A 21,546-nucleotide genomic window follows, 5' to 3' on the forward strand; every position below is an offset into this window, starting at 1 on the left:
GTCGTCAGCCCCGGACGACCAGGGCGTCGAGGAGGAGGGTCTTCCCTCTCGCCGCGGGGTTGCGGTCGGCGGTGCCCCGGAGTGAGACGGTGTGCACTCCGGCGGGCAGCACGCCGCTGCTCCACACCGTCTGGGCGTACCGGGTGCTGCTGCTGTACCGGTCGATCCGGGCGACCCGGACGCCGTCGAGGTACACCTCGTTGATGCCGCCGGACGGCGAGAGCCGGCTGATCCACTCCACCGAGGTGCCGGTGAACGTCAGCGTCGCGGAGGCGGTGGCGTTCGAGCTGTAGGTCGAACCGCCTCCGTCGTCGGACTTGGCCGCCACGGAGGTCCAGGTGCCGGAGAGCGTGACGGCGGGGGAGCCGTCCTGGTACCGACCGGCTCCGACAGCGGCGGGCGTCGGCGAGGTGCTGGGCCGCGGGGTCGCGGTGGGGGTCGGGGTCCTGGTGGGAGTCGGGGTCGCGGTGGGAGTCGGGGTCCGGGTCGGCGTCGGCGTCGCGGTGGGTCGCGGGGTCGCGGTCGGGGTCGTCACCGGACCCGAGTTGTCGATGGTGATGCTGTAGGTCCGGCTGACTCCGGTGTTGCGGGCGGGGTCCTTCGCCTTCGCGGTCACCTGGTAGGCGCCGTCGGCGTACGCCGACGAGTCGAAGGCGTACGTGTAGGTGTCGTCCGGCCCAGGGACGCCGCGTCCCAGCACCGAGGATCCCAGGTAGAAGTTCATGCTGTAGATGCCCGAGGCGTCCGCGGCCGTCGCGACGAAGGTGATGGTTCCCGAGACCCTCGCGTTCGCGGTCGGGGTGAGCAGGACGACCTTCGGCTTGACGGTGTCCGGCACGGTGGGCGTCGGGGTGACGGTCGGGGTGGCGGAGGCCGTCGGGGTGCGTGTCGGAGTGGCGGTGGGAGTCGCGGTCGGCGTGCGCGTGGGCGTCGGTGTCGCGGTGGGCGTCGGCGTCGGTGTCCCGGGCGAGCTCAGCGCCGCGATCGCGCTCCCCGCGAGCAGGAACGCGCCGACGCAGAACGGCGGCGAATCGGCGATCAGCGTGCCGGCCGACGACGCCGTCGGCGCCGTCCGGGGAGCCGCGGCGGTGTAGCTCTTGGCGGGCTGGAAGCCGACCGCCTGGCATCCGGTCACGAAACCGCTCGGCTGGAGCGACACGGAGGCGAGCCCGTCCCACGCTCGGCTGACCGAGGGCAGGTAGGTCGCGCGGTCGAGAGTGCCCGACGAGATCCCGGAGGCGAGTGCGTACGCGATCAGGGCGGTGGCGCTCGTCTCGGGCGCGGGGAAGAGGCTGCTGTTCAGGAGGCTCGAGCGCCAGAATCCGTCGGAGCCCTGCAGCTCGACCAGTCGGGCGGCCATCGTCCGCAGCATGTCCCGGTAAGGGACGGCGCGCGCGTCTCCGGCCGGCAGCGCGGTGACGACATCGGCCATCGCCGCGATCGCCCAGCCGTTGCCGCGCCCCCAGAAGATCTTGTTCCCGCCGGCGTCCGTCGTCCCGACGTAGCGGCAGTCGCGGTACCACAGCCCCTCGGCGGCGTCGAAGAGACCGGACTGGGGCTTCGCCGCTCCCGCGCACCGGTCGCTCAGGGCACCCTCGTCGCGGGACCACTCGTACAGGGCGTCCATCTTTGCGAGGTAGGCGGTGTCGCCGGTGCGCTCCGACCACGAGGCCCAGTTGGGAAGCCCCATGAAGAGCGCGTCCGACCAGTCGTACTGGTCGAGCGGGAGGGTCGCCAGTCCCTGCGCCATCCGGGCGTCCATCGATGTCAGGGAGGCTCGCGGGTCGGACTCGTTCAGCGAGTGGTAGACCTGCCCGGCCTTGAGGTCGTCGGGGTCGAGGCCTGACGTCGAGACCTTCCACGAGGTCAGGCCTCCCCATGTCATCCCGTCGGCGAGGTAGGCGGGGTCGCCCGATTCGGCGAAGAGCGCGTTCTCGCCCTGGGCGAAGGTCGCCCAGGACCAGCCGTTGAGCGACGGCTGCGGTGCGAGCGGGATCATCGGCCGGTAGTAGTCGGCCGCCAGGGACGTCTTCGACAGGATCGCCGAGGACGACGGCAGCGCCGAGGGTGCCGCGGAGTCGGTCGCGGAGACGGTGCCCGCCGTCAGGAGGGGGACGAGGACGAGGGCGAGAGCCGCTCGGACAGCTGACATGGTCGCTCCAGACGTCGCGCGCACAGAAGGGGAGGATCGGTGAAGGATTCGCCCGGACACAGGAGCTGCATGTGTGTGGATCCCCGGTTCAGCGCGCGATGGTCAGCGGCAGCGAGGCCGACACTAGACCTCGGCCGCTCGCGCCCGCGTCCCAGTTCCGGTGATATTCGCGAACTCGTCCGGCGCCGTCCGTGCGGTGCGCCGAGGCTCAGTAGTGGTAGCGCGCCTGGAGGATCGTGACCCGCTCGGCGTCGGCGACGGAGACCAGCCGGCGCCGAGTCACGGCTCCAGGAGGTCCCGCTCGACATCAGGATCGCGGAGCCGCGCCCGTCAGCGGGCGTCCGCGCCCTCGCGCAGGCCCTCCTCGCGGGCCTGGGCGACCAGCTGCGCGATGCGGCGGCGCGAGCGCGAGCGGCCGGCGAGCAGGGCGGCCAGGATCAGCGCGACTCCGAGCAGCACGAGCAGCTGGGGGAGCGGCACCGCGAGCACGGTGGCGGAGGCGGTCACCGGCGCGATCGACGCGGGGTCGACTCCGTCGGGCGTCACCACGGTCGGCGAGACGGTCACGTCGGTGCCGATCGCGAACAGCGGCCAGACGCCGTCGAGGGCGACCGAGATCGTGCGGCGGTCGCCGGGCAGCAGCTCCTGGGCCGCGGCGTCCTCGGCCACCAGGGGAGTGTCGGCGCCCTGCGCGGTGACCGCCCCGTCGAGCAGCAGGCGCACGTTGCCGGTGTTGACGATCTCGGCGTCGACCGAGAGCGATCCCGGCGCGAAGGGGTTCCACGAGAGGCGGTAGTCGGTGTCGATGCTCTCGACGGCGAGGGAGGGGGCGACGTCGCCGGTCACGCGGGTCATCACGCGGAAGCCGATGCGGCTCTCGACCCCGACCGACGAGCCGCCGGCATCGGCGCCGACCGAGACGAGGGAGGCGGCGAGACCGGCCGCGTGGTCGCCGGGCTCGGCGTTGTCGGGGACGGTCACCGTGAACGGGACGACGGCGACCGCTCCCGGCTCGACGGTCACGGTCTCGGGGGCCTGGATCCAGGTGCCGGCGTCGACCGACTCCTGGTCCGAGGGGAGCATGTTGAAGCGGCCCTTGTCGGTGAAGTAGCCGTCGGCGGCGTCGATCCGGAAGGTGACGGTCTGGTCGCTGAGGTTGGTGACGGCGGCCTCCTCCGAGGCCACGGCGCCGGGATCGAGGTCGAGCTCGATCCAGGAGCGGTTGTCGGGAGCGCCGTCGGTGGCGGGGCTCACCGCCCACGAGATCCGGTCGGCTGCGGCGGCCGGGGGAGCGGCACTGAGCGCCAGCACGCCGACGAGGAGCGCGAGCAGGGCGCTGACGGGACGGACGGGGGATCGACGCTGATCGGTCATGGCACCCTCAGGATCTCACGGAGGACGCACGATGCGGCCGGGCGGAGGGCTCGGCCGCATCGTGCGCGGAGGGGGGCGTTCCCGCCCGGGGGGTCACTCGAAGAGCGACAGGGTGAGCGTCGAGCTGTACTGGCCGGCGTCGACGGTGGGCTCGGTGCGGAGGAACAGCTCGGCGTCCGCGGTCCAGGAGCCCTCCTCGGCGATCGCCGCGGAGTCGTTGGTGATCGCGAGGAGCTCCTGGTCGACGAGGCCGACGTTGTCCGGCCCGGGGTCGACGGCGGTGTCGACGACATCGCCCTCGGCGACGAGGCCGCTGTCGCCGCCGTCGATCAGGTTCGGGGCCCAGCCGAAGTTCTCGGCGCCGATGACGCCGCCGTCGGTGGAGGTGAAGTCGCTGGCGGTGCCGAGCACGTACCAGCCGGCGCCGGCGGGGATGTCGGCGGGGTCGCGGGTGTCGGTGACCGTCACCGTGGGCAGGGTGCCGGTGAACTGGCGGATGACGCTGGTGGAGCCCTCCTCGGTCAGGGCGGTGGAGGTGCCGGCGACCGACATCGAGAGGGAGCCGGGGGTGGTCAGCGGCGCGATGTCGACATTGACGTCGACGTCATCGTTGCCGACCTCGATCTCGGCGGCCATGGCGGTCCCGGCGACGCCGAGCAGGAGGAGTCCTCCGGCGAGGCCTGCGGCTCCGCGGACCAGAAGGGGTCGGACCGGCAGAGGTCGGTGCTGTAGGGAGCGAGTGTTCATTGCGGGTGTTCTCCGTTCTCCGGTCGGCTGCGTCGCCGACTCGATGGTGGGGTGTTCCGGGTGCGGGCCGTCGTCAGCCGCAGCTGGCAGCGGAGTAGGGGGCGGTGGCGGAGGCCGTGGCCGGCTTCCCCGCGACGAACGCGGTCGCCGTCGCGGTCGCCTGGCCGGCGGGGATGCTCGCCTCACGCGTGGTGAAGGAGTGAGTCGCCGACTTGCCCGCGGCCACCTCGGCGATCGTCTTCGAGCCGTAGGTCGATCCGATGACCACCTTCACGGGGAAGGCGTTCGGGTTCGTCACGAGCACCGAGAGGACGACCTTGCCCGAGATGCAGCGGGTGCTCGCCGAGGCGGTCACGGCGATCGCGGGAGCGGCCACCGGGACCTTCTGCGGAGCGACGCTCTCGAGGGTCGGCACGACCTTCTGCATCAGACCCGTCGCGGGGTCGAAGGTGACCCTGTCGATCGTGGTCTCGCGGTTGGTCCCGTTGCCACCGGGGATGGCGAAGCGGTGGTAGGCGATGTACCAGTCGTCGGTGCCGGGGACGGTGATGATCGAGTTGTGGCCGGTCGCGAGGATACCGAGCGAGGGGTCCTTCTCGAGGATCACGCCGCGGTAGGTCCACGGGCCGTCGATGCTCGTCGAGGTGGCGTAGCCGACCTTGTAGTTCTCGCTGCCGGTGTCGTCGATCGAGTAGGTCAGGTGGTAGAGGCCCTTGCGGAAGTTGACGAAGGCGCCCTCGCGGAAGTCGGTGAGGCCGCTGATCCGCTTGATCGTGCCAGCCTTGATCGAGAGCATGTCGTCGGACAGCTCGGCGTAGACCGGTGAGCCGTTGCCCCAGAAGAGGTAGCTCTTGCCGGTGGCCGGGTCGGTGAAGGCGGCGGGGTCGATGGCCTGGCCCGAGTTCACGGACTCGCCGTTGGTGATCATCGGGGCCTGCTGCGCCGTGAACGGGCCGGTCGGGCTGCTCGCCACCGCGACTCCGATGGTCTTGCGGTTCAGCGCCGCGTTGTGACCCGAGAAGTAGAAGTAGTACTTGCCGCCCTTCTCGATGATCGTCGGCGCCCACGCGTTGCCGGTCGCCCAAGGGACGTTGCCGTTCGCGCCGTCGAGGGTGAGGATCGGCGTCGCCGAGCGGGTCCAGTCGACGAGGTTCTTCGACGACCAGACGTAGAAGTCCTTGCCGCCCCAGCCCGGGGTGCCGTCGGTGGTCGCGTAGATGTAGTACGTGTCGCCGAAGACAGCGATGTTCGGGTCGGCGTAGAGGCCGGGGATGACCGGGCTCTTCATCTCGACGGACTTCAGCGTCCAGGTGGTGCTCGCTCCGCCGCCGGCCGGAGTCAGGATCACGGTCTTCGGGGTGGTGAGGTCGCGCACGGTGCCGGAGGCGGGGCTCGCGGTGACGCCCGCGGCCGTCGAGTACGTCGGGGTGAGCTTCGTGCGGTCGGTGCCGGGCTTCACCGGGAAGGTGACGACGCGGTTCGTCTGGTCGACGATCGGAGCGGTCTTCAGCACGTCGCCGGTCAGCGTCGCCTCGGCGAGGACGGTGGTGTTGCCGGAGGAGGCCAGCACCTCGGCCGAGCTCAGTGCCCGGTTGTAGATCGCGAACTCGCGGATCTGCCCGCGGAAGCGGTTGTCGGCGTCGTAGTTCGAGCGCCCGATCGAGTTGGCGGTGGTGACTCCGCCGCCGATGTCCTTCGGGTCGGCGGTGACGGTGCTGCTGCCGACCCTGACGCCGTCGAGGTAGACCGTCGCGGTGGTGCCGGCGAGCGTGTAGGTCAGGTGCGCCCACTTCCCGCGCGGCAGGGCCGAGCCGGAGGAGACGGTCTGCTCGGTGGTCCAGTTGCCGGTGGCGAGGCTGGTGCGGTAGTTGTTCCCGGAGGTGAAGAGGTAGCCGTCACCGGCGCCGGCGGTCGTGTTGCCGAGGCCGTAGAGGAAGTAGGCGCCGCTCTGGGCCGAGTCGATCCAGACGTCGGCCTGCACCGTGATGTCGGTGACTCCCGTGAGCAGGTCGTCGGGCAGGTCGATGTAGTCGTCGGTGCCATCGAGCTTCACCGAGCCGCTCTGCCAGGCGGCGCCCGAGACGAGCGTGCCGTTGAGCCCGTGACCGGTGACGTCCTGGACGGTCGTGCCCGATCCTCCGTCGAAGGAGTAGCGAAGGATCTCGCCCGCGGCGTTCACGGGCTTGGGGGTCGGACCGGTGGTCGTGCCGTAGGCGGCGGTGATGCGCGCCTCCTCGGCGCTCGAGAGGCGCAGGACCGAGCCGTGGCGGAACGGCTTCGAGAAGGAGTAGGTGCTCGCGCCGGTCGTGCCGACCGGCAGCGCGGTGAACCGCATGTCCGCGAGGGTGTCGGTGACGTAGGCGGAGTAGCCGAACGAGTCGCCCATCGCCACCCAGCGGCCGTCGGGCAGCTGGTAGACGGTGAGGCCCTCGAGGTGGTCGGAGAGGCCGCGGGCCGTCTCCTCTCCGCGGGCGATGACGCGGGTCCACGGGCCGGCGAGGCTCGAGGCCTTGTCGACCACGGTGCGCCAGTCGGAGGTGGAGAAGCGGTAGTAGACGCCGTTCTCCTCCGCGATGGTCGTGTCGATGATGTTCGGGCCGTCGGCGTTGTTGGTCGGCGAGTTCTCGTCGAGCCACACCGTCGGGGTCGAGAAGGTCGTGAAGTCGCGGGTGGTGCTGACGTAGACGCGCAGCGCCCAGCCGTCGGTGCCGACCTGCGTCTTGTCACGACCCGACCAGTAGACGTAGTACTGGCCGGTCGCCTCGTCCCACATCGCCTCGGGAGCCCAGACGTTGCCCGCGTTCGGGGAGCCGGCGAAGACGAGGCTCTGGTCGCTCCAGGTCACGAGGTCGGTCGAGCGCCAGACGACCAGCTTCTGGCTGGCGTTCACCTGGTCCCACGAGCCTCCGCCCGCGGTGCCCTCGGCGTGCAGGTCGGTGCCGAGGATCCAGTACTCGTCTCCGGTGGGGGAGCGCACGAGGTGCGGGTCGCGGACGCCGAGGGTGCCGGCGAGGTTGGCGAGCACGGCCTTGTCGCCGTTGAGCTTCGACCAGTGCAGGCCGTCGGTGCTCGAGCCGAAGTAGACCTTCTCGTAGTCGGTCGCGGCGAAGTGGGTCCAGAGGTATCCGGCGTCGTAGTCGGTGTCGAGGCCGGCGGGAGCGGCGGTGACGGTGACGGGGATCCGCCGGGTGGCGATGGTGCCGGCGACGGTCGCGGTGAGCGTGACGGGAGTGCTCGCGGCCTGGCGCGTCACGACTCCGGTCGCCGAGACCACGGCGGTGTTCGAGGAGGACCAGGAGACGTCGTAGGCGCCGGCCTTCGCGGGCAGCGTGACGTTGCCGCGGACGTCTCCCGCGTTGACGATGGTGAGCGCGTCGAGGGCCTTCTGCGCGTCGGCGTTCACGTCCTGCGCGGGGACGGTCGCGGTGAAGGTCCGGGTCTGCGTCGCGGAGCCGCGCGTCGTGGTCGCGGTGAGCGTGACGGTGGAGACTCCGCTGGCGGGGCGGGTGACGACTCCGCTGGTCGAGATCACGGCCGGATCGCTCGAGGACCAGGCGATGGCGGAGCCGTTCGCACCCGTGGTCGGCAGCGTGAGGTTCGCGGTGACCGAGCTGAGGTCGCCGAGGTCGAGGGCGGCGGAGTCGCGGGCGACCCTCGTGGCGTCGGTGGCCTGCAGGCCTGCGACGTCGGAGGCGGTGAGTGCGCTGCTGTAGATGCGGAAGTCGCGGACCGAGCCCGAGAGGGTCTTGTCGGCGGTGTAGACCGAGCGCCCGATGGCGTTCGCGGTCGTCTTCCCGCCGCCGATCGCGCCGGGGGTGGTGGTGACTCCGGTCTGCTGCGCGACCTGGGTGCCGTCGAGGTAGAGGCGCGCGGTGTCGGAGGCGTCGTCGAGCGTGTAGGTGAGCGTCTTCCAGACGCCGCGCGCGAGGTTCGCGCCTGAGTTCACGGTCTGCTCGGTGCTCCAGTTGCCGGTCGCGATCGAGGCCTTGTAGCTGTTGCCCGTCGTGTACAGGTAGCCGTTGCCGGCGCCCGAGGTCGTGTTGCCGAGGCCCCAGATGAAGTACGGCGTGCCCTGCGTGGGACTCACCAGGACCTCGGCGCTGACCGTGATCGAGGTGAGCCCGGCGAGCACGTCGTCGGGGAGCTTCACGAAGTCGTCCACGCCGTCGAGCCTCACGCCCGAGGTGCCGGAGGCGACGGCGCCGCCCGAGAGGGTGCCGTTGCGGCCCCTGCCCGAGCTGTCGACGGCGACGGTGCCGCTCGTCTCGTCGAGGGCGTAGCGGAGGATCAGATCGTCGGACGGCGCCGCGGCGGCGGTCTGCGCCGTGAGGAGGGGGACGGCGAGCGCGAGTGTCGTCGCGAGGACGAGCGGTCGCAGGAAGGGCTTCATCGCACTTGCTCCTAGTTCGGCACCATTGCTGAAGTGAGGGGGTCCGACACGAGTCGGCGATGTTCACGGTAACACGATGTTGACGTCAACGCGATGGGTGATCTGGGCGCTTCCTCAGGCCGCGGGCAGGCTGCGCACGCCTCAGGAGGCGAGCTGCTGGACGCGCTGCTTCGAGAGTCCGAGGACGACACCGGCTTCGGCCTGGCTCATGTGCGTCTGGCTGAGGAGGCCCCGAACCGCCTCTCGACGCAGCAGCGCCGCGCGGGACTCCGCTTCCTCTGCCTGCGCGCGGAGCGACTCGGCCTCGCGCCAGGCGGCGGCTACCTCGGCGGGCAGCTCGTAGGCGAGGTGGATGGTCAGGTCGTCCTCGTCGACATCGAGGAGTGCGGAGACGACTCCCGTCGCCATCGCGGGAACCTCGCGGAGGGATCGCGCCTGGGTCACCGCGTCGAGCGCCTCGACGCGGATCATCCACCAGCGCCCTTCCCGGGTCACCACTGCCTCGAAGGTCCGCTCTGTCGTGCTGAGTCGCTCCGTGCTCGTCACGATGTCCTCCTCCTTCGATGCGCCCGACAATACCCCCTTGTCAAGTAAGGCAAGGGGGCATTGTCGCGCCCTGGGACGCAGGTGGCGCGGAGCCGCGTCAGGTCTTGTTGCGGGCCATCACCGCGCGCTGCAGGAGCACGAAGACCAGGAGGATGCCTCCGGTGATGATGGTCGTCGCCTCGGGCGGGATGCCTCCGTCGCGGGTGATCAGGACGTTCATCAGACCCAGCACCAGCGCGCCGATGACCGAGCCGAGGACGAAGCCGACGCCGCCGGTGAGCAGCGTGCCTCCGATGACGGTCGCCGCGATCGCGTCGAGCTCCCAGCCGTTGCCCGTGATGTTCTGGGCGCTGCCGAGCCGGGCGGTGTAGACGACGCCGGCGAGGCCCGCCAGGGTGCCGCTGATCACGTAGATGAGCAGCTTGGTCCGCAGCACCGGGAGGCCCATCAGGGCCGCCGACTGCTCGGATCCGCCCATCGCGTAGACGGTGCGGCCGAGGCGCGTGCGGTGCAGCACGAAGAACGCTGCAGCGACGACCAGCAGCGCGATGATCACGCCGGGGCTGATCACGAAGTCGTTGACCTTCGGGCCGTCGATCAGCTTGATCGGAGTGGCGAGGCTCAGCACGGGCGAGTCCTCGGGGAGGCGCTCCGGCACGGTGCTCAGCATCGAGGCGAGACCCCGGGCGAGGAACATCATCGCCAGCGTGGCGATGAACGGCTGCACGTTGAAGTACTGGATCAGCACGCCCGACACGAGGCCGAAGCCCGAGCCGATCAGCACCATCAGCACCATCACGAGCCAGGGGTTCCAGCCCGCGTTGATGAGCAGCACGCCGCTCACGCTGCTGAAGGCGATGATCGCGCCGACCGAGAGGTCGATGCCTCCGGTCAGGATCACGAAGGTGAGCCCGACGGCCAGGATGATCAGGTGCGCGTTGTTGATCAGCAGGTTCGACACGGTGCTCGCCTGCAGGATGCGGCCGTAGGCGGCCTCTCCGTAGACGATCATCGCGAGGAAGATGATCAGCGCCGCGAGGGTCGGCAGCTTGTCGAGGTGCTGGGTCAGCCACGACCGCGCCGAGGAGCGCGCGGGGCTCGTCGGAGGGGCGGATCGGGTCATCACGGCGCTCATGCGGGGATCGCCTCTTTCTGCGGAGCGCTGCGGCGCGCCTCGCGACGTTGAGTGAAGGCCGAGCGGACGCGCTCCGACTGCAGCAGGCAGAGCGCGACGATGACGATCGCCTTGAAGGCGGGCGTCGCCGACGACGAGACGCCGAGGAAGACGACCGTCTTGTCGAGCGTGGCGATCAGGAGGGCGCCGACGGCGGCTCCGGTGATGTTGAACTTGCCGCCCGCGAGCGAGGTGCCGCCGACCACGACGGCGAGGATCGCGTCGAGCTCGAGCTGGTAGCCCGTCCGCGACACGTCCACGGTCATCACACTGGCGGTGGCGAAGACGCCGGCGACTCCGGCGAGCAGGCCGCTGCCGATGTAGGCGGTCATCAGGAGGCCGCTGCGGTTGATGCCGGCGAGCCGGGCCGCCTTCGGGTCCATGCCGATCGCCTCGATCATCAGGCCGAGGGCGGTGCGGCGCACCAGCACCCCGACGACGACGACGATCGCGATGGCGAGGAGGAAGACGACGGGGAGTCCGAGGACGTAGCCGTTCGCGATCCAGCGGAAGGGCTCGTTCGTCGCGGCGGTGTTCTGGCCGCCGGTGATCACCTTGGCGAGACCGCGGCCGGCGAGCATCACCACGAGGGTGCTGATGAAGGGCTGGAGCCCCACGACCGAGACCAGGATGCCGTTCACCGCCCCGAGGACCCCGGCGACGAGCAGCGCGACGGCGAAGGCCGCGGCGGCGGCTCCGAGCGAGTCGGGAGCGCCGTTCGCGTTGAGGAACTCCATCGACACGGCACCGGCGACGACCATGATCGAGCCGACCGAGAGGTCGATGCCCCCGGTCGCGACCACGAGGCACATGCCGACCGCGATCATCAGGATCGGCGCTGCCGCCCTCGCGATGTCGATCACGTTGCCGACCAGGTAGCCCGTGCTCGGGCTGACCGAGACGGCCAGGTAGCTCGGATCCTTGACGACGTTGACGAGCAGCAGCAGCAGGATCGCCACCGCTCCCCAGAAGTACTGACGGCGGATCAGCCCGGAGAGGAAGGAACCCCGGCCGGGTCTGGTGTCGCTGCTCATGATGCGGCCTCCTGCGTGGCGCCCTGGAGAACGACGACGTCCTCGTCGACGACTCCCTCTGCGGCGATGGTAGTGACGATCGACTCCGCGGTGACAGCCGGGCCGTTGAGGATCTCCGCGATCACGCGGTGATCCTTCAGCACGATGATGCGGTCGCTGAGCCGGACGACCTCGTCGAGCTCGGACGAGATGAACACGACGGCGACGCCCTCGCCCGCGAGAGCGACGACCTTCTCCTGGATCTCGGCCTTGGCTCCCACGTCGATGCCGCGGGTGGGCTCGTCGAGGATGAGGATCTCGGGAGCGGTCGCCAGCCAGCGTCCGAGGAGGACCTTCTGCTGGTTGCCGCCGGACAGCTTGCTGATGGGGCGGTCGGGGTCGGCCGGTCGCACGTTCAGCTCGACCAGGTACTTGCCGACGATCTCGTCCTTCTCCTTCTTGGAGAGGGGGCGGGCCCAGCCGCGCTTGGCCTGCACCGCGAGGATGAGGTTCTCGCGGACCGAGAGGTCGCGGATGATGCCCTCGTCGCGGCGGTTCTCGCTCGAGAAGGCGATCTTGTGCGCGAGGCCGGCGGTCGGCGTGGGGATGTCGGCCTTCTTGCCGTGCAGCGTGATCTCGCCGGTGTCGGGCTTGTCGACGCCGTAGACGAGGCGCGCGAGCTCGGTGCGGCCGGAGCCGAGGAGGCCGGCGAGTCCGACGACCTCTCCGCGGTGCAGGGTGAGGTTCGTCGGCTCGATCGAGCCCTTCTTGCCGATGCCCTGGGCGGAGTAGAGCGGCGCCTCGCGGTAGAGGTGGTCGCTGTTCTCGCGCTCCGAGTCGAGCGAGCGGAGGGCGGCGATGTCCTTGCCGATCATCTTCGAGATGAGCGAGGTGCGATCGAGCTCCGGAGTCAGGTACTCGCCGACGTACTGGCCGTTGCGCAGCACCGTCAGGCGGTCGCTGATCGCGTAGACCTGGTCGAGGAAGTGCGAGACGAAGAGGATCGCCACGCCCTCCGCGCGGAGGCGGCGGATGACGACGAAGAGGTTCTCGACCTCGTTCGCGTCGAGGCTCGAGGTCGGCTCGTCGAGGATCAGGACCCGGGAGTCGCTGACGGTCGAGCGGCTGATGGCGACGAGCTGCTGCATCGCGATCGACAGCGAGGCGAGCGGCCGGCGCGGGTCGAGGTGGCCGAGGCCGAGCTTCTCGAGGGCGGTGCGCGCGGCCTCGTGGGTCGCGCGCCAGTTGATGCCGAAGGGGCCCCGCACCTCGTAGCCGAGCATGACGTTCTCGCCGATGCTCAGGTTGGTGCAGAGGTTGACCTCCTGGTACACGGTCGAGATGCCGGCGGCCTGCGCATCGGCCGTGCCGTTGAGGCGCCGCGTCTCGCCGCCGACGACGATGTCGCCGCTGTCGATCCGGTAGACGCCCGTGAGCGCCTTGATGAGGGTGGACTTGCCGGCGCCGTTCTCGCCCATGAGGGTGTGGACCTCGCCCGGGAACAGGCGGAAGTCGACTCCGTCGAGGGCTTTCACGCCGGGGAAGCTGATCGAGATGTTCTTCATCTCGACGATCGGAGGCGAACCTGTCATGCCGCGTCGTTCCGTTCTCGAGTGGCGCTTCGCTGCGCCGTAGGCCGGAGAGACCGGGACCCGCTGGGGCCCCGGTCGCTCCGCGTGGAGTGGTGCTGACTAGAACTTGCGGTCGGGCAGGGCGGCCGAGGCGGCCTCGGGCGAGTCGAAGGTCTCGCTCGGGACGACGATCGAGGACTCGACCGTCTCGCCGGCGAGGGTCGCCTCGACGGCCTCGAGGGCGGTCTCGCCGAACAGCGGGTTGTACTCGGCGACGAAGCTGAGCTTGCTGTCGGCGAGGGCCTGCAGGGCGTTCTTGGTGCCGTCGATCGTCGCGATCTTGACGTCGACGCCCGGGGTGAGTCCGGCCTCCTCGACGGCCTGGACCGCACCGAGACCCATCTCGTCGTTCTGGGCGAAGACCATCTGCACGTCGTTGTTGTTCGACTTCAGGACGGTCTCGAAGACGCTCTTCGCCTCTTCGGTCGACCAGTTGGCGGTCTGCGCGCCGACCTTGGTGAAGGCGGAGTCGGCGCCGATGACCTCGTCCCAGCCCTCGTTGCGCTCGTTGACGACCGAGACGCCCGCGGGGCCCTCGAGCGTGAAGTACTTGGCGCCGTCGGGGAACGCGGTCTTCGCCCAGTCGGCGACCGAGGTGCTGACCGCGATGTTGTCGGGCGCGATGCGGGTGACGTAGAGGTCGGTGTCGTCGGGCTCGATGCCGCGGTCGATCAGGATGACCGGGATCTCGGCCTCCTGAGCGCGCTCGAGCGAGTCCTCCCAGCCGGAGCCCTCGGTCGCCGACAGCAGGATCACGTCGACGCCCTCGTCCACGAAGGAGGTGAAGGAGTCGATCTGCGACTTCTGGTCTCCGTTGGTGGCGGGGGCGTACTTGAGCTCGTAGCCGGCGTCCTCGGTGAACGTCTCCTCGATGTTGGTCTCGTTGGCCTGGCGCCAGGCGCCCTCGGGGCCGACGGCGACGAAGCCGATGGTGGTCAGGTCTCCGCCGGAGCCCGCGTCGGATCCTGAGTCGGACCCGCCGGAGCAGCCGGCGAGGCCGAGCGCCAGGGCGCCGACTGCTGCGAATCCGAAGAACTGGCCGAAACGCCTCGTGTTGTACATGGATCTCCTCCTTGAGATCACGGGCGCGCAGGAGCGCCCGTGCGGGTGCGGGCCCGAGGGCCCCGATGTAGTGCGGGCCTGGCGGCCCGAGGTGCAGTGAGTGCAGGATGTGCAGTGGGCAGCGACTGAGCGCGTCCTCGTTCGGAATGTTACCGTGAACAATTCTTGTGACGCAACAGCGTCGTCGACGGGTCGTGTAACGGTTGGGTACGTCGTGCCGGGTGGTGCGTCTCAGCCCCGCGTCACCGGCTGACGGAGGATCGTCCGGAGCTTCTCGGGAGCGGCCCGTCTCGGGTCGCCGAGGTAGATCTCGTGGTGCTTCCCCGTCATCCGGAGCCCGCTGGCCGGGAGGAAGTCGTCGTGCATCGCCGCGAGGACGGGGCCCTCGGCGTCGTAAGGGCCGAGGTGGAGGGTCTGCACGGCGAGGCCCTCGTCGAGGGTGGCCGTGCGGAGGCGGTCGAGCGCGGGCACCTTGTGGCGGACGGCGCCGACCGACTCCGCGACGTGCTCGTCGGTGAGCCAATCGGGAGTCAGGATCATGGCCGTCCAGCTCCACCGGGCCTTGTCGCGGGCGCTGGTGAAAGCGCTCATGTCGTCCGACCACCACAGCGCCTCGAGCGGCATCACCGTGTAGTCGCGGCCGAGGTCGTTCTTGCTGAGGAACTTGAGCGCGTAGGCCACGGGGTAGAGCGTGGCGACGGCGTCGGAGTAGGCGGTCGCGGTGTTCGGATCGCCGTGTCCGTCGATCATGAGGAAGCGGGCGGGCACGACCTCGACGACCTCGAACCGGCCGTGCGGCGCGCGGTAGGTCGCGATCCGCTTCTTGAGGTCGAGCGTCGCCATCGTGTCCTCCGGAACACCATGATGCCGCCGCGATCGATGCGGCGTCAGACGAGGATGCCGCCCGCGGCGACGACGCGGCCGCGGTGCACCACGAGGCGGTCGGGGTCGCGGTCCATCACGGCGGCGGTCGGGGTGTCGCCGCGGAGGACGACGAGCTCGGACGGGTCGCCGACGGCGAGGCCCGGGCGGTCGTCGACGGAGGCGAGGCGGTGCAGCCCGCCGTCGATGACGGAGGCTCCTCCCCAGGTCGCGACGGCGAGCGCGTGCTCGATGTCGACGTCGTCGTCGAAGCCCTGGCCGTGCGAGAGCAGGAACGCGCGCTCGAGCATGTCGCCGTTGCCCCACGGCGACCAGTAGTCGCGCTGGCCGTCCATGCCGAGGCCGACGCGGACGCCTGCGGCGAGCAGATCGAGCAGGGGGAGCTCGGCGCCGTGGCCGGGGGCGATCGTGGTGAGCGCGACGTCGAGGGAGGCGAGCGTCTCGATCGCGGCGGCGACGCCGCGATCGGGTGAGGACAGGGCGAAGGCGTGCGAGATCGAGACGCGGCCCTGCAGGCCGTGGGCGCGGATCCGCTCGGCGATCAGGTCCATCGAGAACAGGCCGAGCGAGCCGCGCTCGTGCAGGTGGATGTCGAGACCGACGCCGTGCTTCTCGGCGAGGGCGAAGACGGCGTCGAGGTGGCGCACCGGATCGCGGTCGATCTCGCACGGGTCGATGCCGCCGATCAGGTCGCCGCCGAGCGAGAGGGCCTCGTCGAGCAGCTCGACGACTCCGGGCTCGACGAAGACGCCGACCTGGGGGAACACGACGATCTCGACGTCGGCGCGATCGCGGTGCGCCTCGCGGGCGGCGAGCACGCCCTCGAACTTCTCGAGCCCGGAGTCGGCATCGACCTGCGCGTGACTGCGGACGCGGGTCGCGCCCTTCTCGATCATGGTGCGGAGGGTCGCGGTCGCGCGGTCGGCGACCGGGGCCTCGGCGCTGCGCCAGTGCGCGCGGTCGTTCATGATGCGACCCCAGCGCCCCTCCTCTCCGGTGCGCGGACGGAAGGGCAGGCCGAGCCGGGTGGAGTCGAGGTGCACGTGGACGTCCGAGAAGGAGGGGACCAGGATGCCGCCGCGGCCGTCGACGACCGAGTCGGCGCTGCCCTCGCCGACCGGGGCGATCGCGAGGATGCCGGTCTCGTCGACGACGACGTCGCGCGCCTCGCCTCCCCAGGGGCGGACGTCGCGGAGGAGCGTGGTGTTCGGCATGGGGTGGAGCCTTTCAGATCGAGGAGGAGTCGGCGGCAAGCGGTCAGTCGGTGAACGACACGTCGCTCAGGACGTACTCGCCGTCGGCGCGGGGGGTCCACTCGATGCCGGGGGCGACCGCGTAGTCGGCGTCGGGCGTGAACAGCGGGTCGATGAAGGCGTTGTCGATGTTGGTCTGCGCGATCTCGCCGAAGACGGCGTCGCGCTCGTCGCCGGTCACGGTGCGCTGCTTCTCGACGAGGGCCGCGAGCTCGGGCGACTTCGCGTAGTCGTTCTGACCGCCCGCGAAGAGGTTCGTGGCGGGCATGTCGCCGTCCATCGTCGACGGCGCCCAGGTGTTGAGGTAGAGGCCCTCGACCGAGACGGTGCCGTAGATGATGTTCGAGAGGCTCGCCTGGTCGGTCCCCTTGAGCTCGACCGTCATGCCGGCCGCCTCGAGATAGCCGCCGATCGCCTGCGCGATCTCGGACGAGAGCGGGATGCGCCCCTCCGTCGCGTACTGGAGCGGGATGGTCTCGCCGCTGTAGCCCGCCTCGGCGAGGAGCGCCTTCGCGGCGTCGGGGTCGTACTCGGTGGCGTCGATGTCGGCGTAGCCCGTCACATCCGGAGCCACGATCTGGTCGTTCGCCACCGCGCGGCCGCTGAGCACGCCGTCGACCAGGGACTGCTTGTCGATGGCGAGCCGGATCGCCTGGCGGATGCGCGCGTCGGCGAGCACTCCGGTGCTCGAGTTCATGCCGAGGAAGGTCACGCCGTTGGCGGTGCGCGAGGCGACCTCGACGCCGCTCCCGCTCAGCGAGTCGACCTGGTTCGGCGAGATGAGGGCGATGTCGAGGCTGCCGGAGGACACTCCGTTCAGCCGCGCGTCGGAGTCGCCGACCGTCTGGAAGGTCACCTTCTCGACCTCGGGCTCCTCGCCCCAGTAGTCGGGGTTCTTCTCGATGACGTACTCGACTCCGCGGGTGTAGCTGACGAAGCGGAACGGGCCGCTGCCCACGGGGGCTGCCGCGAAGCCCTCCGAGCCGAGCTCGGTGTAGACCGTCTCGGGAACGATCGAGATCGCGGTCGTGATCGAGGGCCACGGCGAGAACGGCGCGTTCAGGGTGAAGACGACGGTCGTGTCGTCGGTCGCCTCCACCGACTGCAGCACGCCCATGTAGCCGAGGTTGTCGGAGTCGGGCGAGGCCAGGATCGTGCTGTAGGTGAAGGCGACGTCGCCCGCCGTGACGGGGTCGCCGTTCGAGAAGGCCGCGTCCTCGCGCAGGGTGAACGTCCACGTCGTGAGGTCCGCGCTCGGCGTCCACTCGGTGGCGAGCGACGGCTCGATCGCGCCGTCGGCGTCGAGCTTCGTGAGCTGGTCGAACACGTTGTAGTAGTAGTTGTAGCCCGCCAGAGACCCGTCCATGATCGGATCGGGCGCGCTCTCCGGCTCCGCCACCTGGCCGATGACGATGTCGCGGTCGGCCGAGGCTCCGCTCGAGGCGCCCGAGCAGCCGGTGAGGGCCGCGATCGTGAGCGCGAGGGTCGTGAGGGCGATGACGGGCGTGGCGCGGTTCCTGGTCATGAGAGGTTCCTTCGGTCAGAGGTGAGCGGGCGCGTCGGGGCGCTGCCGGGGGTCGGAGAGGGGGATCGAGTCGAGGAGCGAGCGCGTGTAGGGGTGCGCGGGGGAGTCGAAGACCTGGTCGCGGGTGCCGACCTCGACGAACTCGCCTCGGTTCATCACCGCGACGCGATCGGAGAGGTAGCGCACCACGGCCAGGTCGTGGGCGATGAAGAGGTACGAGAGCCCGCGGGCGGCCTGCAGGTCCTTCAGCAGGTTGATGACCTGCGCCTGCACCGACACGTCGAGGGCCGAGACCGGCTCGTCGAGCACCAGCACGTCGGGCTCGAGCGCGAGGGCGCGGGCGATGCCGATCCGCTGACGCTGGCCGCCCGAGAACTGACCGGGCCTCCGCTCGAGCGCATCCGCTCCGAGGCCGACGTCGTCGAGGAGCGAGACCACGCGCTCGCGGGAGTAGCGGCCGGCGATGCGCAGCGGCTCCGCGACGATCTCGTGCGCCGTCAGCCGGGGGTTCAGAGCCGAGTACGGATCCTGGAACACCAGCTGCATCCGGTTCTGCACGCTCCGCCGCTCGCGGCTCGAGAGGGAGTCGAGCCGGCGCCCGAGCACCTCGATGGAGCCGCTCGCGACGGGGTTGAGACCGAAGATCGTGCGGACGAGGGTCGACTTGCCGCAGCCGGACTCGCCGACGAGCCCGAGGGTCTCGCCCCGCCCGAGTTCGAACGAGACGCCCTTGACGGCCTCGATGACGCGGCGCGAGCGGAGGCCGGTCCGCTGGCGGAACCGCACGTGCAGGTCGTCGACCCTGAGCACCGGCGCGCTCACGCGGTCACCTCGGCGGCGAACCGCGGGGTCTGCTGCGCGAAGTGGCAGGCGGCCCACTGGTGGTCTCCGACGTCCTCGAGAAGCGGCTCGAGCTGAGTGCAGAGCTCCGACTTGGCCGGGAGCTCGCAGCGCGGCGCGAACGGGCAGCCGCGCGGGCGGTTCTGCGGCGACGGAGGCGACCCCGGGATCGCGTAGACCCGTTCGCCGCTGTGCTCGGCCGAGAGCAGGCTGCCCAGCAGCCCCGCCGTGTAGGGGTGCGTCGGGTGGGCGAACACGTCCCAGACCGAGCCGCGCTCGACGACGCGCCCGGAGTAGAGGATGCAGACCACGTCGGCGACCTCGGCCACGAGCCCCAGATCGTGCGTGATCAGCACCATCGCGGCGTCGGTCTTCGCGCGCACCGTGCCGAGGACCGTCATGATCTGCGCCTGGATGGTGACATCGAGGGCGGTCGTCGGCTCGTCGGCGATGAGCACCGACGGCTCGTTCGCCATCGCCATCGCGATGACGGCGCGCTGCCGCATGCCTCCCGACCACTGGTGCGGGTACGCCTTGGCGCGCTGCTCCGGATCGGGGACCCCGACGTCGGTCAGGAGTCCGGTGACCTTCTCGCGCACCTCGGCCCGGCCGAGCGAGCGGTCGTGCACCTTCAGGGCGCGGCCGATCTGGCCGCCGACCCGCTTGACCGGGTTGAGCGCGGTCATCGGGTCCTGGAAGATCATCGCCAGCTCGCTGCCGCGCAGGCCCCGCAGCTCCGGCTCGGGCATCCCGAGAACGTCGCGGCCGCGGTAGTGCACGGTGCCGCCGAGCACCTCGAGCCCCGCGGGGAGCAGGCCCAGCACGGCGAGCATCGTGACGCTCTTGCCCGAGCCCGACTCGCCGACGAGGCAGAGCACCTCGCGCTCGTGCAGGGTGAACGAGACGCGGTCGACGAGGGTGACGGTGTCGCCGTGCTCGTCGGTGTAGCCGACGCTGAGGCTCTGCACATCGAGAAGGACTGCGCGGTCTGGAGTGGTCGTGTCGTCGGGGGTGGTCATCGGAGGCTCCGCTTCACGGATCGTCGAGACGTGCGTCGGACAGTGGTCGCCGAGCCCTCGGCGGTGAAGCGCTGGCTCAGCAGATTGGTGCCGGCGACCGTGAGGAAGATCGCGACGCCGGGGATGATCGCGAGGTGCGGTGCCTGGCGGACGTAGTCCTGCCCCTCGCTGATCATCAGTCCCCAGCTGGGTGTCGGCGCCTGCACGCCGAGGCCGAGGAAGTCGAAGGAGGAGGTGAGCAGCATGACCGCGCCGATGTCGCTGGAGGCGAGGATCATCATCTGCACCGCCACGTTCGGGACGATGTGGCGCCGCACCGTCCACAGCCCGCCCGCGCCCTGGATCCGCGGAGCGAGCACGAAGTCGCGGTCCCGCAGCGCCATCGCGGTGCTGCGGGCGACCCGGGCGTAGCCGACCCAGTACGTCGCGGCGAGCACGCCGATCATCAGCCAGACGCTCGGGCCGAGCGAGGCCGCGAGGGCGATCAGCACCAGGATGACGGGCATCGCGAGCTGGATGTCGGCGAGCCCCATCAGCACGTTGTCGGTCTTCCCGCCCACGTAGCCCGACCAGGTGCCGATCGCCATGCCGACGAGGCTGTTGACCACGACGATCAGCAGGACGATCCCCAGCGTGACCCGGCCGGCGAGGGCGAGGCGGCTGGCCTCGTCGCGACCCAGCGCATCCGTGCCCAGCCAGTGCTCGGCGAACGTGCCCGGTGCCGCGAGGACCTTCGAGAGGTCCTGCGCGAAGGGGTCGTAGCCGGGCAGGAGCGGGTAGACGAGCGAGAAGAGGACGATCGAGCCGACCATGACGGCGCCGAGGGCCTGCAGGGCGGGCACCCGGCGCCCGCGGGTGAAGGCGGTGGCGATGCCGGCGCGCAGGGCGCCGGTGCGGATGATCTCGGTGGTGGTCATGCGAGCCTCACTCGGGGATCGATGAGCCCGGACACGAGGTCGACGAGCAGGTTGGCGAGGATGAACAGCAGGGCGACCACGATCAGCCCCGACTGCACCACCGGGAAGTCGCGCGAGTAGACCGCGCCGAGCATCAGCTGCCCCATCCCGGGCCAGGCGAAGACGTTCTCGACGATCACGAGGCCGCCGAGGAACGAGCCGAGGCTGATGCCGGCGACGGTCAGCACGGGCAGGAACGCGTTGGGCAGCAGCTCGCCGACCACCACGCGGAGGCGGTTCTCGCCGCGGGCGAAGGCGGTGCGGGCGTAGTCCTGCGTCGACTGCTCGGTCAGCGCGTTGTCGAGCAGTCGCGTGTAGAGCACGAACTGGCCTGTCGCGATGGTGAGCGCCGGCATGATGATCGCCAGCGGATCGCGGTTGCCGAGCGAGGGCAGCAGGCCCAGCCAGACCGAGAGGATCAGCACCAGCAGCAGGCCGAAGAAGAAGTCGGGGATCGCCTGGCGGGTCGAGCCGAGGCCGAGCGAGAGGGCGCGGAGCCCGCGGGACCGGGTGAGCTGGATGACGACTCCGGCCACGAGCGCGAGCGCCAGGCCGAGCACGAGGCCGACCGCGCCGAGCGAGAGCGACGCGGGGAGCCGCTCGAGGACCAGCTGCATCGACGAGACGCCGACCTGGCGGTACGAGTCGCCGAAGTCGCCGGTGACGAGCCCGCCGAGGTACTGCAGGTACTGCTGCCAGAGCGGCAGGTCGAAGCCGAGGCGGTGGTTCAGATCGGCGATCTGCTCGGGCGACGCGTTCTCGGTGAGCAGGAGCGCGGCGGGGCTGCCGCTGAGACGACCCAGCGCGAAGGCGATCGTGACGACGGCGAAGATCGTCGCGAGACCCTGCGCGAGTCGTCTGGCGATGTAGGGGCCCATGGCGCCGCCTCCGTTCGTGTGGGTGCCGGTCGTGCTGTCGGTATACAGAATCGCGGGTTCTCTGTTTCGTGCGCATCAACGGAGGTTTCGACGGTGTAAACACT

16 protein-coding genes are annotated in these 21,546 nt (G+C 70.5%); all 16 read right to left on the reverse strand.

What is annotated here, in order from left to right; translation table 11 throughout:
* Window positions 1-4: 4 nt before the first annotated feature.
* The 16 genes from GRS92_RS19115 to GRS92_RS09030 all read right to left on the reverse strand — a co-directional run bounded on the left by GRS92_RS19115 (window position 5) and on the right by GRS92_RS09030 (window position 21,442).
* Entirely contained in the window at window positions 5-2,152 is a 2,148-nt protein-coding gene (locus tag GRS92_RS19115; RefSeq protein ID WP_159855382.1) for a glycoside hydrolase family 88 protein, read from the reverse strand.
* A gap of 330 nt (window positions 2,153-2,482) precedes the next feature.
* On the reverse strand, window positions 2,483-3,526 hold the full coding sequence (locus GRS92_RS08960) for a WxL protein peptidoglycan domain-containing protein (RefSeq protein WP_159855384.1): 1,044 nt from the start codon (window positions 3,524-3,526) through the stop codon (window positions 2,483-2,485).
* 93 nt (window positions 3,527-3,619) lie between these two features.
* Window positions 3,620-4,273: a hypothetical protein gene (locus GRS92_RS08965; RefSeq protein WP_159855386.1), complete on the reverse strand. Its 654-nt coding sequence runs from the start codon at window positions 4,271-4,273 to the stop codon at window positions 3,620-3,622.
* Window positions 4,274-4,346: 73 nt separating this feature from the next.
* Window positions 4,347-8,663: a family 43 glycosylhydrolase gene (locus tag GRS92_RS08970; protein WP_159855388.1), complete on the reverse strand. Its 4,317-nt coding sequence runs from the start codon at window positions 8,661-8,663 to the stop codon at window positions 4,347-4,349.
* Between the two features lie 141 nt (window positions 8,664-8,804).
* A complete protein-coding gene (locus GRS92_RS08975) occupies window positions 8,805-9,209 on the reverse strand; it encodes an antitoxin HicB (protein WP_159855390.1) in 405 nt (134 codons plus the stop codon).
* Between the two features lie 97 nt (window positions 9,210-9,306).
* Window positions 9,307-10,332 carry an ABC transporter permease subunit gene (locus tag GRS92_RS08980; RefSeq protein WP_235021892.1) on the reverse strand — a complete coding sequence of 342 codons (1,026 nt, stop codon included), beginning with the start codon at window positions 10,330-10,332 and terminating at the stop codon, window positions 9,307-9,309.
* 8 nt (window positions 10,333-10,340) lie between these two features.
* Window positions 10,341-11,417 carry an ABC transporter permease gene (locus GRS92_RS08985; RefSeq protein WP_159855394.1) on the reverse strand — a complete coding sequence of 359 codons (1,077 nt, stop codon included), beginning with the start codon at window positions 11,415-11,417 and terminating at the stop codon, window positions 10,341-10,343.
* Window positions 11,414-12,988, reverse strand: a complete 1,575-nt coding sequence (locus GRS92_RS08990) for a sugar ABC transporter ATP-binding protein (RefSeq protein ID WP_159855396.1) — start codon at window positions 12,986-12,988, stop codon at window positions 11,414-11,416. Before GRS92_RS08990 ends, GRS92_RS08985 begins: the two co-directional genes overlap by 4 nt.
* A 99-nt stretch (window positions 12,989-13,087) precedes the next feature.
* Window positions 13,088-14,089, reverse strand: coding sequence for an ABC transporter substrate-binding protein (locus GRS92_RS08995; RefSeq protein ID WP_159855398.1), 1,002 nt, complete (start codon window positions 14,087-14,089; stop codon window positions 13,088-13,090).
* Between the two features lie 231 nt (window positions 14,090-14,320).
* Window positions 14,321-14,932, reverse strand: coding sequence for a GyrI-like domain-containing protein (locus GRS92_RS09000; RefSeq protein ID WP_159855400.1), 612 nt, complete (start codon window positions 14,930-14,932; stop codon window positions 14,321-14,323).
* 44 nt (window positions 14,933-14,976) lie between these two features.
* Window positions 14,977-16,185 carry an amidohydrolase family protein gene (locus tag GRS92_RS09005; RefSeq protein ID WP_159855402.1) on the reverse strand — a complete coding sequence of 403 codons (1,209 nt, stop codon included), beginning with the start codon at window positions 16,183-16,185 and terminating at the stop codon, window positions 14,977-14,979.
* Window positions 16,186-16,228: 43 nt separating this feature from the next.
* Window positions 16,229-17,749, reverse strand: a complete 1,521-nt coding sequence (locus GRS92_RS09010) for an ABC transporter substrate-binding protein (RefSeq protein ID WP_159855404.1) — start codon at window positions 17,747-17,749, stop codon at window positions 16,229-16,231.
* 15 nt (window positions 17,750-17,764) lie between these two features.
* Entirely contained in the window at window positions 17,765-18,571 is an 807-nt protein-coding gene (locus tag GRS92_RS09015) for an ATP-binding cassette domain-containing protein (protein ID WP_159855406.1), read from the reverse strand.
* Complete coding sequence (locus tag GRS92_RS09020; protein ID WP_159855408.1) at window positions 18,568-19,608, reverse strand: ABC transporter ATP-binding protein; 1,041 nt, start codon at window positions 19,606-19,608, stop codon at window positions 18,568-18,570. The genes GRS92_RS09015 and GRS92_RS09020 overlap by 4 nt, the downstream gene beginning before the upstream one ends.
* A complete protein-coding gene (locus tag GRS92_RS09025; RefSeq protein ID WP_159855410.1) occupies window positions 19,605-20,525 on the reverse strand; it encodes an ABC transporter permease in 921 nt (306 codons plus the stop codon). Before GRS92_RS09025 ends, GRS92_RS09020 begins: the two co-directional genes overlap by 4 nt.
* Window positions 20,522-21,442, reverse strand: coding sequence for an ABC transporter permease (locus GRS92_RS09030; RefSeq protein WP_159855412.1), 921 nt, complete (start codon window positions 21,440-21,442; stop codon window positions 20,522-20,524). Before GRS92_RS09030 ends, GRS92_RS09025 begins: the two co-directional genes overlap by 4 nt.
* Window positions 21,443-21,546 lie beyond the last annotated feature (104 nt).

The sequence above is a fragment of the Rathayibacter sp. VKM Ac-2754 genome (assembly GCF_009807095.1).
Classification (GTDB): domain Bacteria; phylum Actinomycetota; class Actinomycetes; order Actinomycetales; family Microbacteriaceae; genus Rathayibacter.